Below are 14,513 nucleotides of genomic sequence, written 5' to 3'. Positions count from 1 at the left end.
GCGGCCGCCCGTCTCAGTGCGTCAGGCGGACCGGCATGACCAGGTACCGGTAGTCGTCCTGCTCCTCGGACTCCAGGTCCTGCTGGGCGGTCATCAGGGCCGGCTTGGGCGGAGTGGTGAAGGAGAACCGCACGAAAGGTGTGTCGATCACGTTCAGACCCTCGCTGAGGTAGGAGGGGTTGAAGGCCACGGTGATGTCCTCGCCCTCGAGCTGTGCATCCAGGGTCTCGTTGGCCGAGGCGTCGTCCCCGGCACCGGCGTCCAGGGTGACCTGGCCGTCGGTGAAGACCATGCGCACGGCTGTGTTGCGTTCGGCCACCAGGGCCACACGCTTGACGGCCTCCACCAGCGGTGCGGTCTGCACGGCGGCGTGGATCGGGCTGCTCTCCGGGAACAGGGCGCGGATCTTGGGGTAGTCCCCGTCCACCAGCAGGCTCGTCGTGCGGCGTCCGCCGGAGGAGAAGCCGACGAGATCGGATCCTTCGGCTAGGCGCAGTTGCAGGTCTCCGCCACCGGCCAGGGACTTGGCCACCTCGGTCAGGGTGCGGGACTTGACCAGCAGGGACTGGGAGATCGAGGGGTCGGCCGGCTGCCAGGTCAGTTCCTTCATGGCCAGCCGGTAGCGATCCGTGGCGAGCAGGGTGATGCGATCTCCCTCGATCTCCACCTTCACGGCGGTCAGGATCGGGAGGGTGTCGTCCTTGGAGGCGGCCACGGTCACCTGAGCGACCGCGTCGGCGAAGGCATCTCCGTGGATCGTGCCAGCAGAGTCGGGCATCTGCGGCAGGGAGGGGTACTCGTCCACCGGCATGGTGGCCAGGGAGAACCGGGAGCTGCGGCAGGTCAGCACCACCTTGGATCCGTCGGTCTCCACGGTCACCGGTGCGGCCGGCAGGGAGCGGACGATGTCATTGAGCAGTCGACCGGAGACCAGGATGCGGCCTGTCTCCTCGATGTCGGCCTCGATCTCGAGCTGCGCAGAGGTCTCGTAGTCGAAGCTGGCGATCGAGACCAGTCCGTCTTCGGCGGTGATCAGCAGTCCGGACAGGACCGGCACCGGCGGGCGAGGGGACAGAGATCGTGCGGCCCAGGAGACGGCGTCCGTCAGGATGTCGCGCTCAACGGTGAACTTCACGGATGGATCCGCCTTTCGCAGGACTGCTCGGGCCCGGTCGGGTACTCAATGGTGCCCCGGCCGAGGACAGGCAGGTCTGCTGTGCAGGTGTCCGGTGAGCTCGTCACCATGTACCACACGAGAGCCCAGAATCCTGTGACGGTCGAGTGCTGTGTCAGCTTACCGTGTCGTGGAGCACTCGCTGTCCGGGTGTGGATGGGAGCGACGGTGGGCGGAGGAACCGAGGACAGGAGGAGCTCATTGTTCTCGGGAGATGTCATTTAACAGGGGTCAGTAGTGTTAATAACTGCTGTGGAAACTGTGGACAAGTGCCTGGATCGGCGGGTGCAGGCTGTTCATCCTGTGGATCCTGAGGTGGACGACGTTCGTCGGCAGTGTGGGGCTGGTGGGGAGAAGTGGAATCACATCCATGTGGTCTGTCACCAGGTCTGGAGGGGTTCTCCAGAGTAAGTGCCCCTCGATCCACTTAACGATCCACAGCTCTGTCCACAGGTGTGGGTTCCGTCTCTCGGGTGATCGTCCACAGTTTGTGGATATGTGGGCAATGCTGTGGACAGAGGGGATGACGACCTCCGGAGACACAGTGATCGTGCTGTGGAGAACCCAGCTGCACGTCGCGGTGGACAGTGTGGACGAATGCCATCCGTCCACACGGGAGCTCTCCCGCGGACCCGGGTGGGGCCGCGAGGTCAGCGTCCTCCGGCTTGGGCTTTCTTGATCTTGTTCGTGAGTTCGGTGACCTGGTTGTAGATCGTGCGACGCTCGGCCATCAGTTCACGGATCTTGCGATCGGCGTGGATGACGGTGGTGTGGTCGCGCCCGCCCAGTTCGGCACCGATCTTGGGCAGGGACATCTCGGTGAGCTCACGCAGCAGGTACATGGCGATCTGTCGCGCGGTGACCAGCGTTCGGGTGCGTGACTTGCTGGCCAGCTCCTCCATGGTCAGGTTGAAGTACGCCGTGGTCTCATTCAGGATCGTGGCCGCGGTGATCTCGTGGGCGCCGTCGTCGGTGATCAGATCCTTGAGCACGTGCTCGGCCAGCTGGATGTCCACCTCCTGCTTGTTCAGCGAGGCGAACGCCGTGACGCGGATCAGCGCGCCCTCCAGTTCACGGATGTTCGTGGAGATGTGCGAGCCGATGTACTCCAGGACTTCAGGCGGGGCCACGAGCCCTTCGGCCTCGGCCTTCTTGCGCAGGATCGCGATGCGCGTCTCCAGGTCCGGCGGCTGGATGTCGGTGATCAGGCCCCACTCGAAGCGAGAACGCAGTCGTTCCTCGAAGCCGGAGAGCTGCTTGGGAGGCAGATCCGAGGTGATGACCACCTGTTTGCTGTTGTTGTACAGCGCATTGAAGGTGTGGAAGAACTCCTCCACGGTGGCTTCCTTGTCCGCGAGGAACTGGATGTCATCGATCAGCAGGATGTCCACATTCCGGTAGATGTGCTTGAAGCTGGCACCCTCGTCGTGACGGATCGAGTTGATGAAGTCGTTGGTGAACTCCTCGGAGTTCACGTACCGCACCCGCAGCCCGGGGTACAGGTCGCGGGCATAGTGACCGATCGCGTGCAGCAGGTGGGTCTTGCCCAGTCCGGACTCCCCGTAGATGAACAGGGGGTTGTAGGCCTTGGCCGGTGCCTCGGCCACCGCGTTGGCCGCGGCATGGGCGAAGCGGTTCGACGAGCCGATCACGAAGGTCTCGAAGTGGTAGCGCGGGTTCAGCCGGCTGGTCTCATCCGAGGTCGAGGGAGGCGAGGGTGCCGGGGTGGACTGTGCGCCGCGCGCCGGGGCGGACAGGGAGCTCCGAGACGGGGTGAAGGACTCCTCGGAGTCCTCGACCCGCAGCGGTGATCGATCACGGAACGGCTCGTCGGAGAGCTGGGGGACGGGCGGGACGGGCCGCGGGGGGACCTCGTCTTCGGAGGACTTCAACGACGGGTCGATCGAGAAGCCACAGCTGATGGTGGCGCGGAAGACGTGCTGGACGGCCCGGGCGAGCTGATCGCGCAGCTGGGTCTCCAGGACGTCGCGGGTCAGCTCCGTGGGGACGGCCAGCAGCAGCGTGGAGCCCAGCAGGCCCAGCGGCTGAGCCAACCGGACGTGGCCCATCTGACGTGGACTGACGTGGTCGTCCTCGTCCAGGGTCAGCACGACCTTCCGCCAGGAGCTGCTGACTTCCTCGTCGTCGACCACGGGTGTCCTTCCGGCGCGAGTACATGTGGACAATCGAGAACCCGGGGACAGCCGATCGCATCGGACCCGTGGCTGGATCAGGCCTCGAGATCCAGGCGAATCCGCCTGGGAAGCCGAGTCTAGCCTTAATCCACAGTGTTATTCACAGGCGGTGGATAACCGTGGACAACCCGGGAAGGCCCTCAGGGATTTGACGCTCTTCCCGGCGCCTCCGTAAGATTGGTCAGTCCCCTGGGTCGATGTGGCATGCCTGCACCCCGGGGGGTTCCTGCCAGAGCGCCGCCGACCCTTCCCCATTCGGTCGGTGACACCCACGGAGACGGCCCACATCACGGGCCGGTCATCACGGTGCCGGCGCGATACACACGTTGTGGAGAGATCAAAGTGAGCAAGCGGACCTTTCAGCCGAATAACCGCCGCCGGGCCAAGAAGCACGGTTTCCGCGCACGCATGCGCACCCGCGCCGGCCGCGCCATCATGGCCGCCCGCCGTGGCAAGGGCCGTACCGAGCTCTCCGCCTGAGCGGACCTGAGCCGGACGGACCAGTCAGCAGACAGGACATCATCGGCGTGCTGCCCCGGAAGAATCGGGTCCGCACCCCAGCGGAGTTCTCCGAGACACTGCGTTCCGGCGCCCGAGCAGGGCGCCGGAACGTTGTCGTGTCTGCACATCTGACCGACGAAGGGCTCAAGGCCGGATTCATCGTCTCCAAGGCTGTCGGCAACGCCGTCACCCGGAACAGGGTCAAGCGGCGTCTGCGCTCAGCGGTGGCAGAGGTGTTCGCCGGCCCACTGAAGGGGCACTCAGGTGCGCAGGTGGTCATCCGCGCCCTGCCGCCGTCGGGAGAGGCCGACTGGGCCACACTCCACGCGGAGGTCACCTCCGGGATCCGCTCCGCTCTGAAGAAGGCCGACGGAGCTGGGGCGACCTCCTCGGCCACCGGAGGATGTCGGTGACCAGCACAGACCCGGGACGGACACCGCATCCCACGGAGAACCCGTTCACCACCCTGCCGGACCCGCAGATCTGGGGGCCGGTGCGGGCACTGCCCTCGGCCCTGCTGGGCGGGGCGCTCGTCTCCTATCGGACCCTCATCTCCCCCCTGTACGGTCAGGTGTGTCGGTTCTTCCCGTCCTGCTCGGCCTACGCGCTCGAGGCGGTGCAGGTGCACGGGGCGGTGCGGGGCAGCTGGCTGGCCGCTCGCCGACTCGGACGATGCCACCCCTGGACCGACGGCGGTGTGGATCCAGTGCCGCCCGGGCGGAGGATTTGGCCCGAGGGTCGACACCCCAGGATCATTGAACTCAACCACCCCCCGATTCCCCCGGACCTGCCGGAGGAGCAGTAGGAGACCATGAACTTCTTCGACATCATCCTGTGGCCGTTCAAGATGGCGGTGTCCTGGGTCTTGGGTGCCTTCCACACGCTCCTGGACTGGATCGGCATGCCGCCGGAGTCCGGCTGGACCTGGACCCTGGCGATCATCCTGCTGGTGGTGCTGATCCGCACCCTGCTGATCCCGGTCTTCGTCAAGCAGATCAAGGCCCAGCGCGCCATGCAGGCCCTGCAACCGGAGATCCAGAAGCTGCAGGCCAAGTACAAGGGCAAGAAGGACCAGCTCTCCCGTCAGGCCATGGCCATGGAGCAGCAGGCGCTGTTCAAGCAGCACGGCACCAGCCCGTTCTCCGCCTGTCTGCCGATGCTCGTGCAGATGCCGTTCTTCTTCGCGCTGTACCAGGTGCTCATCGGTGCCAAGGGTGCGGCCGAGCGCAACGAGGGGATCTCTGCGCTGAGCGCGGACCAGGTGCGCTCCTTCGAGAACTCCGAGCTGTTCGGCGCCAAGATGTCGGACACGTTCCTGGGCTCCACCGGGGACAACCTCAACGTGAACGTGCTGATCGTCTCCGTGGTGATGATCCTGCTCATGACAGCCTCGATGTTCTACATGCAGAAGATGCTGATGAGCAAGAACATGTCCGAGGCCGCGATGACCGGACCGTTCGCCCAGTCGCAGAAGATGATGCTCTACGTGCTGCCCCTGGTCTTCGGCATCGGCGGCATCAACTTCCCGATCGGCGTGCTGGTCTACTGGACCGCCACCAACTTCTGGGCCGTGGGGCAGCAGACCTGGATCATCCGCAACAACCCCACCCCGGGTTCGCAGGCTGAGCGTGAGCTGAACGAGCGCCGTGCCGCCAAGGGACTCCCGCCCATCGGCAAGGCCGCACAGGAGGCCGAGGAGGCCGCCGCGAAGGCGGAACTGAAGGCTCAGCGTCAGCAGGGCCAGCGTCAGCAGCCGGCGCGCAAGAACAGGAGAAAGAAGTGACCGAGCAGTCAGATCCCACCCCTGAGGTCGAGCAGGCCGGCGCCCCGTCAGCAGGGCTCGAGGAACAGACCACGACGACGGCCGCGGACTCCGCGGACAGCCAGGCTTCCAGCCGGCTCGAGGAAGAGGGCGACATCGCCGCCGACTACGTCGAGGAGCTGTTGGACATCGCCGATCTGGACGGTGACATCGACATCGAGGTGCGCAATGGTCGCACCTATGTCTCGGTGGTCGCCGAGGAGGGTGACGACCGGCTGCGCGAGCTCAGCGGCGCCGACGGCAAGGGTCTGGATGCCCTGCAGGAACTGACTCGCCTGGCCGTGCTGGCCTCTACGGGCAACCGGTCACGACTGGTGCTGGACATCGCCGGTCGCCGAGCCGAGCGTGCCGGGCGGCTGGAGAAGTTGGCGCAGGAGGCCGTCCAGCGCGTGCGCGACGGCGAGGCAGCCGTGCACCTTGAGCCGATGGGTGCCTATGAGCGCAAGCTGGTGCACGACGTCGTGGGCGATGCCGGCCTGGTCAGCGAGTCCGAGGGCGAGGGCGCCCGCCGGCATGTGGTGGTCACGTCCGGTGACTGAGGCCAACGCCGAACCCCGCGAGGGGATCCCCTCGGTGGACAGCGCACGCCCGGTGGAGATTCCTGCGCTGACCGGAGAGACGCGGAAGGCAGCTGAGACGATCTTCGGTGATCGTCTGCCGCTGGCTGAGCGGTTCGTGGAGCATCTGGCCACCACCGGCATCGAGTGGGGGCTGTTGGGTCCCCGCGAGGTCCCGCGTCTCTGGGAACGGCACGTGCTCAACTGTGCCGTGGTCGGAGATCTGCTGCCGGAGGGAGCTCTTGTGGCCGACGTCGGCTCCGGGGCAGGGCTGCCCGGTCTCGCTCTGGCCTTGGCCCGTCCTGACTGCACCTTCATCCTCATCGAACCGCTCGAGCGACGGGTCGCGTGGCTGGACATGGTGGTGGAGGACCTGGAGCTGGACAAGGTGGACGTGATCCGTGGCCGGTCCGAGCAGGTCTCTGAGAACCTGGATGTCGATGTGGTGACGGCCCGCGCTGTCTCCGCGTTGAAGACGCTGATCCCCCTGACAGTGCCCCTGGTCAAGGGTGAGGGTGAGCTGATCGCCATCAAGGGCCGCTCGGCCGCTGAGGAGATCACTGCGGCAGCCAAGGTCCTGAAGAAGTTCCGGATGACCACGCCGACGGTCGAGATCGTCGGTGAAGACCTGTTGGATGAGCCGACCACGGTCGTGCGCGCGCCCATCCGTCGTCGCTGAGCGCACCGCTGACCGCCGCACTGATACAGCTGACTGACCCAGTAGTCTGAAGAGGCTGCCGAACACCACCAGCAGACTGCTGGTGGTGATCCGACATAGGGAGGATCTGTCCTGTGGAGCATGACTCGGGCACCACGCCGACGGCTGAGACCGGTGAGTTCGGTGGAGTGTCGGTGAACGCCAGCACCCCGCTGGCTCGTGAGCTGGCTCAGGAGAATCGTCGACGCGAGAAGCTGCGCGGCAAGAGGCTTCCCCATCCTTCATCGACCCGCATCATCACGGTGTCGAATCAGAAGGGTGGTGTCGGCAAGACCACGACCACGGTGAACCTCTCCGCAGCGCTCGCCCGTGCTGGGATGAACGTGCTGGTGGTGGACATCGACCCTCAGGGCAACGCCTCCACTGCTCTGGCCATCCCGCACAGCTCTGAGGTGGACAGCATCTACGACGTGTTGATCGATGAGCTCCCCCTGGCGGAGGTCGTGCAGGACTGCCCTGATGTGGAGGGGCTGGTGGTGGCACCGGCCACCATCGATCTGGCCGGGGCGGAGATCGAGCTGGTGTCCTTGGTGGCTCGTGAGCAGCGGCTGTCCAGGGCGTTGAAGGAGTACTTCGCTCACCGCGAGAAGCAGGGGATGCCGCGGATCGACTATGTCTTCATCGACTGTCCCCCGAGTCTGGGGTTGCTGACGGTGAACGCGTTCGTTGCCGCCGGTGAGGTCCTGATTCCCATTCAGACTGAGTACTACGCCCTCGAGGGTCTGTCTCAGCTGCTCAAGAACATCACCATGATCCAGAAGCACCTCAACTCTTCACTTGAGGTGTCAACCATTCTGTTGACGATGTACGACGGGCGTACCAACCTGGCATCTCAGGTCGCCGACGAGGTCCGGGAGCACTTCCCCGACCAGGTCCTCTCAGCTGTCATCCCCCGGAACATCCGTATCTCCGAGGCCCCCAGTTTCCAGCAGACCGTGCTGACCTATGATCCTCAGTCGGCAGGCGCTCTCTCCTACCGCGAAGCCGCTGCTGAGATTGCCGAGAAGGGCGCCGCGGCCGGTCGTTGATCCGGGCCTTCCGCGGGCTCAGATCAACGGATTCTGGGTGTCTCCATCATTCAGGCGCTGTGCTGAATGGATCGACCCTGGAGCCGTTGCAGACCTCGTCGGGTCTCGTGGCCGATTCCACAACGCTGGATCTTGGTGAGCGCGTCGCACGTCCGCAGTGACGGCATGCCCGTATGTCGGCAGGGCAGCTGTGAAGTCCTCGTCGGCTACGGGGTGGGGGCGGCTCGGTGGGTGGCGGATCGCGGTCTTGTCATCCACGTGGCCAGGTTCCTCTCCGGGCAGGCGGCTTTCCACTGGGCGAAGCACCTCCCTGTTGCCTGCCGGTAGGCGTTCTCCGGAGACTGTGGTTGTACAGCAACGGTCTGCCGATGGATGTCACCTCATCCGGAGTTCCGCCGATCTCTCGGTTTCACGTGGAACGGCCGCCCGCGGTCTGATCTCGTCGAGTTATGGCGCAGGGTTTCACGTGAAACGCGATACCGCAGTGTCCTTGTCAAGGGTTCTTCAGGGCCTATGGGTCTGAGACCAACGTATGGATTGGTGCTCCGTTTCACGTGAAACAGACGACCACAGCACTGCCGGCTTCAGGCGGTTCTCACATCGGCAGCGTAGTCCGTGCTTGCCCGGCGATGGGGGAAGGCATCTGGGGTGATCAGCCCATTCGAACGAGCGGATGGTTGGAGAGGGCAGCCTTGACGACCTTGTGAGGCCAGGGGCACACGGTACTCTAGGGTCCTGCTGTCTCTCACGAGGACTGACGATAGGGTTTCACGTGAAACGGTCAGGCCAAAGCTTCACAACGTCGTACATTGCCATGACCCTGGTCGTCACCTTACGCATGACACTGATTGCGCGTGATGCCTCGTGTTCGAACAGCTCTCCAACATGAGGAGCCACCCGCTAGTGCTGAAGTACATCCCTTGACACTCCATGTCTCGTTCAGTTTCACGTGAAACGGTGCTCGCGTCCGCCACACGACGCCATTGTTCTGGCGCACTGCATCAGGGATGTCCCCTCACCTCCGAATGCGCGCCTGATAGTGGAGGAGGAGATCTGTCGACCGCCTGACAGGAGTTCGGAGTGACGTGAGCGTGCTTCACGTGAAACCGCCGAATATGGCGATGTGTGCGTAGGGGCAGCAGATGAGTTCGTTCAGAGCCTCTGGGCGTTGCGGAGAACGGTCGACGAACTGTGCGCAGGAAGCAGTGGAGTGTTGACTCAGTTGTCAGTCGCCTCTCCGTCGCCGGTCCAGCTCCCACCCGTTCCACGTGAAACATTCTCACCATGAGTACGAATGCTCTGACAGCATCCAAGGTGCTGGATGAGGGATGGAGACCGACAAGGTCAGCTGTTTCGAGCCCAGACTGCCTGCCTGCTGCGAGGAAGAACAATCACGGATACTACGTCGTCGACGAAGTCCAGAAGTGATCAGTGCTAGTTCCTTTCCTCAACCGAATAACACTGTCACTCCGTTTCAATGGGTGCAGTTTCACGTGAAACAGACGTAGACTGGAACAGTCGTTGATCGAAAGAGGAGCATCTGTGTCCGTGAAGAAGAATCGTCGTGGCTTGGGGCGTGGCCTCAGTGCCCTCATCCAGAACACAGAGGAAGCGACCCCGCCTCTCGAGGACGCTGACACGAGTGACGCCGGCGGCACGAAGCATACTCCGGAGACCTCTCCTGCTGACCCGACGCCCGAGCACGTTGAGGAGCAGGTCGAGGCAGTAGACGAGCATCCAGGAGCGCCTGAGGGGTCCACTCAAGCGGAGGTGCATGAGGTCGCTTCGCGATACTTGAAGCAGGGCCAGTCGGGAGCAACGAATGTTCCACGTGAAACGAGACGGCCGGTGGACGTGTTCTTCCCGGAGCGGGTTGATGGCGATTCCCGAAGTGGACAGCAACGGACCACAGCTGCCGAAGGGACCAAGTCCAGAGGACGGCGATCAGTTCCCGACATCAGCATCCCCCGGAACAGGACCTCTGCGGCCGCGGACGCCCTGCTCTCCGGGGGCCGCAAGACGAACAGGAACCCTGAAAAGGTTGATGTTGACGAGGACGCGACGTCGTCAACGAGCAGAGACACTGATGGATCGGGTCAGGGCGGGGTTCTACCGGATGGTTCGGAGCTCCGCTCTCTCCCGGTCGGCGACATTCATCCGAATCCGCGACAGCCACGCGAGGTCTTCGACGAGGACGACATGGATGAGCTGGTCGCCTCCATCAGGGAGGTCGGCGTACTTCAGCCTGTCGTCGTCAGACCTGTCCCAGGAGATAACCCTTACGAACTGGTCATGGGCGAGCGCCGTTGGCGGGCCTCCCAGAAGGCCGGCCTTCAGGAGATTCCGGCGATCATCCGGCACACCTCGGATGAGGATCTGTTGCGAGATGCGCTCCTGGAGAACCTTCACCGCAGCCAGCTCAATCCCCTGGAAGAGGCAGCCGCCTACCAACAGCTGTTGGAGGATTTCGACTGCACGCAGGATGAGCTCTCTGCCCGCATCGGTCGTTCTCGGCCGCAGATCTCCAACACTCTGCGCCTGATGAAGCTGCCCCCCTTGGTCCAGCGCAGGGTTGCGTCTGGAGTCCTGTCTGCGGGGCACGCTCGGGCACTGCTGTCCCTGACCGACCCGGCAGAGATGGAACGTCTGGCCCAGAAGATCGTGTCTGAAGGGCTCTCGGTCCGTGCCACGGAGGAGATGGTGGCGATGGAGAGTGGCCTCCGTCAGCCGAAGACCCCTCAGCGTGCTCGGTCCACTCAGCGGCATGAGCGTCTGGACTACTGGGCGAACTCCTTGACGGACGAATTGGACACCACGGTCAAGATCACGCTCGGTGCACGGAAGGGCAAGATCGCCATCGACTTCGCCTCGGTGGAGGATCTGCACAGGATCATGGGGCTGATCCAGCCCTCGAGCCGAGACAGCCAGGACTGACCTCAGACCACGCAGAGAAGGGACCGCTCCGGAGAGCGGTCCCTTCTGCTGTGGAGATCCTGGTCTGGATCAGATGATCAGGCCAGGTACTGGGCGAATTCGGACTCCAGGGCCTGCTGTGGCTTCGCGCCGATGGAGGTGGCGACCTTCTCTCCGCCCTGGAACACCAGGACGGCGGGGATGCTGGTGATGCCGTAGGTGGAGGCGGTCTGAGGATTGTCATCCACATTCAGCTTGGCCACGGTGATCTTCTCGGCGTGCTCCTCGGACATCTTCTCCAGGACAGGTCCCAGCATGCGGCAGGGGCCGCACCACTCGGCCCAGAAATCGACCAGGACGGGCTTGTCCGAGTTCAGGACCTTCTCCTGGAAGTCCTGATCGGTGACGTTGATGGTGCTCATGGTTCCTCCTGTGGAGATGGGGTGCTGATGCCGGTGTGGCGTGGTCAGTGGGCGACGGTCTCCTGGGCCGGATCCGGGACGACGCCCGCAGATTCGGCGTCCTGGAGATCAGCCAGGTAGTGCTCCACATCCTGGGCGGCGATGCAGCCGGAGCCAGCCGCCGTGATGGCCTGACGGTAGGTGGAGTCGGTGACATCACCGGCGGCGAAGACACCGGGGATGGACGTGCGGGAGCTCGGGTGCTCGATGCGGATGGTTCCCTCATCGGTGAGCTCGACCTGGTCCTTGACCAGGTCGGTGCGCGGGTCGTTGCCGATGGCGACGAACAGGCCGGTGACCTCCAACGAGGACTCCTCGCCGGTGACCAGATCCTTCAGGTGGACGGTCTTGAGCTTGTCCTCCCCGTCCAGGGAGATCACAGCAGAGTTCCATCGGAAGGTGATCTTGGGGTGCTCCAGCGCGCGGTCGGCCATGATCTTGGAGGCACGCAACGAGTCTCGGCGGTGGATGACCGTGACCCGGTCGGCGAACTTGGTCAGGAACAGGGCCTCCTCCATGGCGGAGTCACCGCCGCCGACGACGGCGATGTTCTGGTCCTTGAAGAAGAAGCCGTCGCAGGTGGCGCACCAGCTGACTCCGTGCCCGGAGAACCGCTTCTCCCCGTCCACGCCCAGTTCGCGGTAGGCGGATCCCGTGGCCAGAATGACTGCTCGCGCGTGGTGCACGGTGCCGTCGCCGAGCACGATGCGCTTGGGCTGCGCCTCCAGGTCCACCTCGGTGACGTCCTCGTAGCGCACATCGGCACCGAAGCGGCTGGCCTGCTGCTCCAGGTTCCCCATCAGTTCGGGGCCCATGATCCCTTCGGGGAAGCCCGGGAAGTTCTCCACGTCCGTGGTGTTCATCAGCTCACCGCCGGCCGTCACTGAGCCGGCGAAGACGATGGGGCTCAGGTTGGCCCGGGCCGTGTAGATGGCGGCCGTGTAACCGGCCGGGCCGGAGCCGATGATGACGACGTCGTGGACATCAGGGGTGGCGGGAGAAGCCTCGGTCACAGCAGTTCCTTCGGGGTCGGGGACACGGCGAGGGCGAACTGGCCTCGCGCAGTGCTCTCACTGGGAGGGAACAGCCCGCCGTCGGGTTGTATTCCACCACTGAATCGGCAGGGCGAATCCTGCATGACCTGCCGGCTGGATGGACGACGTGGAGATCAGTTGACCTGGACCTCAGCCACACGCAGTCCATACGGCAGGGTCCCCGTGCCGTTGGCCAGACGCGGCAGCTCCGTGAAGTTGATGAAGACGTACTGTCCCTCAGCAGGACCGCCGTCCTGGGTGATCGGGATGCTGATCTGCGGTCCGGTGAAGGAGCCCTCGGCGATCTGTGTGGCCTCGGAGATGTCTTCGCTCGGCCCCACCAGGACCGAGAAGGACCCGCCCGAACCGCTGTTCTGGGTGATCGCCAGCTCATTCACGGCGCTGGGCTCCTCCAGCTCGACCACGAGCGCCATGGAGGTGGCGTACCCGCCGAAGGTCGGCTGAGCGAAGGAGTAGGTCTGCCAGGCCGTGGCCGGGTTGCCGTCGATGGCGTTGGGCAGCGTGGAGTCGGTGTCCGCGCTGAGGGTCGGCGAGTCCGGAACGAATCGGCTCACACCGGCGATGGCCGGGGCGGGCAGATCGGAGGTCGGTGCCTCCTCGGATGAGGTGGGGCTGGGCGACTCCTCGCCCTGAGTCGGCTGGTCGGTGGGCCCCGCGGTGGGCGAGAGGTTGTTGCCCAGGAGGTTGAAGGCGATGATCCCTGCCAGCACCAGCAGCAGAGCCAGGATGCCGGCCATCAGCCACCGTGCGGCGCCGGGCCGATCCCGGTCCTCGTCATCGGCGTACTGGTAGTCCTCATCCGTGTCCTGAACCGGGGCGACGGGCCGGTCAGGCTGCTCCCCGCTGTGCTCGGGGCCGGAGTCCTCCACCGTCTGGGCATCCTGCTCGGCAGAACGTTCCGAGGAGGAGCCCCCACGCAGGAAGTCGCCCCAGGACGCACGCGAAGACCCGGCTCCCGCGGCAGCGGCCCCTGCGGCCAGCGCGGTCCCACCGGCAGCGAGCCCGACACCGTCCTCCGTGGGGCGCTGGGCACGGTCCGTGGTCTGGTCCTCGTCCGGATCCGGGTCTGAGCTGACCTCAGGTGCACCGTGGACGGCTGGCGCCTCCGGCGCAGGGTCGATCACCGAATCGTCGAAGGAGTCGTCCTCGGCCTGCCGGTCCGGCTCAGCGGCCAGACCACCGTCCTCGGCGGACTCGGGTGCGGCCTCCGGTTCGTCCTCCCACACGGTCACCTTGTCCGAGTGGTCCTTCTGGCGGGGCAGCTCGGCGTCCTGGTCCGGCGTGTCCGGCTCGGTCTGCTGGGCGTGCTCGTCCTCGGCGGCAGCGTCGAAGTCATCCTCGACCTGCTCCGGCAGTGGGAACTCCTCGTCGTAGCGCCGCTGCGTGGCACCCGAGGCGAGCGGGTGCTCTCCGGTGACCGAGCCGTCGTCGGGAGAGGACGTGGAGGCGGCAGCAGCCGCTGTCCCCGCTCCGGCGGCGCCGGCCCCGGCCGCGTCGTCAGCGGTGCCGAGCCGACGGTTGAGCTGCTCGGAGATGCGGTTGAGGAACTTGGGACGACGCTGGGATGTCTCCTCCTGCGCGACCGGAGCGTCCAGGTCCGAGTAGTAGTCGTCGTCGTCCTCGTAGACCTGCGGTTCATAGGTCCGGGACTCCCCGAAGAGCTCAGAGCCCAGGGTGTCCGTGTAGAAGGGCTCCACATAGACCTGCTGGGCCTGACCGAGATCGAGCATCTCCTGGGTGGGCGAGTCCCCGCTGGCGATCAGGTAGGTGCGGCCGTCGCTCAGGCCCAGGTCCAGGACCTGGATCTCCCCGGTCCGTTCCCCCGTGGCCAGTTCGCGGGCCGAGGTGGCCACCTGAGCAGCGTGCTGGGCAGAGGCCACGAGGATGGTGACATCGCGATTCAGGACCTGGTCGCGGCCCTCCAGGACCATGTCCTGATCCGCTGAGGTGACCACATGTCCAGTGACCCGGTAGCGGCCTCCGAGTACGGTCCCCTCTTCAATGGGCTGCGGCACGATGCTCCTCCAGTGGGTGGCCCGGGCTGGGCCCATGCGCTGGTGCAGGCACAGGGCGGCTGACCCGGGAGTAC

General features: G+C 65.0%; 13 protein-coding genes. 8 read left to right on the top strand and 5 right to left on the bottom strand.

Annotation, left to right across the window (positions count from 1 at the left end; translation table 11 throughout):
• Positions 1-13 precede the first annotated feature (13 nt).
• Both dnaN and dnaA read right to left on the bottom strand, forming a co-directional pair.
• Complete coding sequence (gene dnaN / locus ACEXHE_RS09975; RefSeq protein ID WP_091699069.1) at positions 14-1,135, bottom strand: DNA polymerase III subunit beta; 1,122 nt, start codon at positions 1,133-1,135, stop codon at positions 14-16.
• Between the two features lie 689 nt (positions 1,136-1,824).
• Positions 1,825-3,327 (bottom strand): chromosomal replication initiator protein DnaA, encoded by a 1,503-nt coding sequence (gene dnaA, locus ACEXHE_RS09970; protein WP_374785691.1) that lies wholly within the window; start codon positions 3,325-3,327, stop codon positions 1,825-1,827.
• A gap of 384 nt (positions 3,328-3,711) precedes the next feature.
• Between dnaA and rpmH the strand changes: the two genes are divergently transcribed.
• The 8 genes from rpmH (at position 3,712) to ACEXHE_RS09930 (ending at position 10,929) form a co-directional block, all read left to right on the top strand.
• Positions 3,712-3,849 carry a 50S ribosomal protein L34 gene (gene rpmH, locus ACEXHE_RS09965; RefSeq protein WP_091699065.1) on the top strand — a complete coding sequence of 46 codons (138 nt, stop codon included), beginning with the start codon at positions 3,712-3,714 and terminating at the stop codon, positions 3,847-3,849.
• Positions 3,850-3,896: 47 nt separating this feature from the next.
• Complete coding sequence (gene rnpA / locus ACEXHE_RS09960; RefSeq protein WP_374785690.1) at positions 3,897-4,283, top strand: ribonuclease P protein component; 387 nt, start codon at positions 3,897-3,899, stop codon at positions 4,281-4,283.
• Positions 4,274-4,675, top strand: coding sequence for a membrane protein insertion efficiency factor YidD (gene yidD / locus ACEXHE_RS09955; RefSeq protein WP_374785689.1), 402 nt, complete (start codon positions 4,274-4,276; stop codon positions 4,673-4,675). The genes rnpA and yidD overlap by 10 nt, the downstream gene beginning before the upstream one ends.
• Before the next feature lie 6 nt (positions 4,676-4,681).
• The gene (yidC, locus tag ACEXHE_RS09950; RefSeq protein ID WP_091699060.1) at positions 4,682-5,653 is read left to right on the top strand and encodes a membrane protein insertase YidC; all 972 of its coding nucleotides are present in this window, start codon (positions 4,682-4,684) and stop codon (positions 5,651-5,653) included.
• A complete protein-coding gene (locus ACEXHE_RS09945) occupies positions 5,650-6,231 on the top strand; it encodes a protein jag (protein WP_374785688.1) in 582 nt (193 codons plus the stop codon). Before yidC ends, ACEXHE_RS09945 begins: the two co-directional genes overlap by 4 nt.
• A gap of 52 nt (positions 6,232-6,283) precedes the next feature.
• Positions 6,284-6,928, top strand: coding sequence for a 16S rRNA (guanine(527)-N(7))-methyltransferase RsmG (rsmG, locus tag ACEXHE_RS09940; RefSeq protein ID WP_374785807.1), 645 nt, complete (start codon positions 6,284-6,286; stop codon positions 6,926-6,928).
• Between the two features lie 167 nt (positions 6,929-7,095).
• Positions 7,096-7,995 carry a ParA family protein gene (locus ACEXHE_RS09935; RefSeq protein ID WP_281247582.1) on the top strand — a complete coding sequence of 300 codons (900 nt, stop codon included), beginning with the start codon at positions 7,096-7,098 and terminating at the stop codon, positions 7,993-7,995.
• Positions 7,996-9,543: 1,548 nt separating this feature from the next.
• A complete protein-coding gene (locus ACEXHE_RS09930; RefSeq protein WP_374785806.1) occupies positions 9,544-10,929 on the top strand; it encodes a ParB/RepB/Spo0J family partition protein in 1,386 nt (461 codons plus the stop codon).
• Between the two features lie 77 nt (positions 10,930-11,006).
• Here ACEXHE_RS09930 and trxA read toward each other — a convergent pair whose 3' ends face one another.
• The 3 genes from trxA to ACEXHE_RS09915 all read right to left on the bottom strand — a co-directional run bounded on the left by trxA (position 11,007) and on the right by ACEXHE_RS09915 (position 14,439).
• Positions 11,007-11,330: a thioredoxin gene (trxA, locus tag ACEXHE_RS09925; protein WP_091699053.1), complete on the bottom strand. Its 324-nt coding sequence runs from the start codon at positions 11,328-11,330 to the stop codon at positions 11,007-11,009.
• A gap of 44 nt (positions 11,331-11,374) precedes the next feature.
• Positions 11,375-12,382 carry a thioredoxin-disulfide reductase gene (trxB, locus tag ACEXHE_RS09920; protein ID WP_374785687.1) on the bottom strand — a complete coding sequence of 336 codons (1,008 nt, stop codon included), beginning with the start codon at positions 12,380-12,382 and terminating at the stop codon, positions 11,375-11,377.
• A gap of 155 nt (positions 12,383-12,537) precedes the next feature.
• The gene (locus tag ACEXHE_RS09915) at positions 12,538-14,439 is read right to left on the bottom strand and encodes a hypothetical protein (RefSeq protein ID WP_374785686.1); all 1,902 of its coding nucleotides are present in this window, start codon (positions 14,437-14,439) and stop codon (positions 12,538-12,540) included.
• Positions 14,440-14,513 lie beyond the last annotated feature (74 nt).

This window comes from Micrococcus sp. IITD107 (genome assembly GCF_041927415.1).
Lineage (GTDB): Bacteria > Actinomycetota > Actinomycetes > Actinomycetales > Micrococcaceae > Citricoccus > Citricoccus terreus.
Note: the sequence above shows the minus strand (reverse complement) of the source record. Positions and strands in the feature narration are given on the sequence as shown.

Coding starts and splice junctions, on each gene's coding strand:
- trxA (WP_091699053.1), bottom strand. CDS start 11,330: ATGAGCACCATCAACGTCACCGATCAGGACTTCCAGGAGAAGGTCCTG.
- yidD (WP_374785689.1), top strand. CDS start 4,274: ATGTCGGTGACCAGCACAGACCCGGGACGGACACCGCATCCCACGGAG.
- yidC (WP_091699060.1), top strand. CDS start 4,682: ATGAACTTCTTCGACATCATCCTGTGGCCGTTCAAGATGGCGGTGTCC.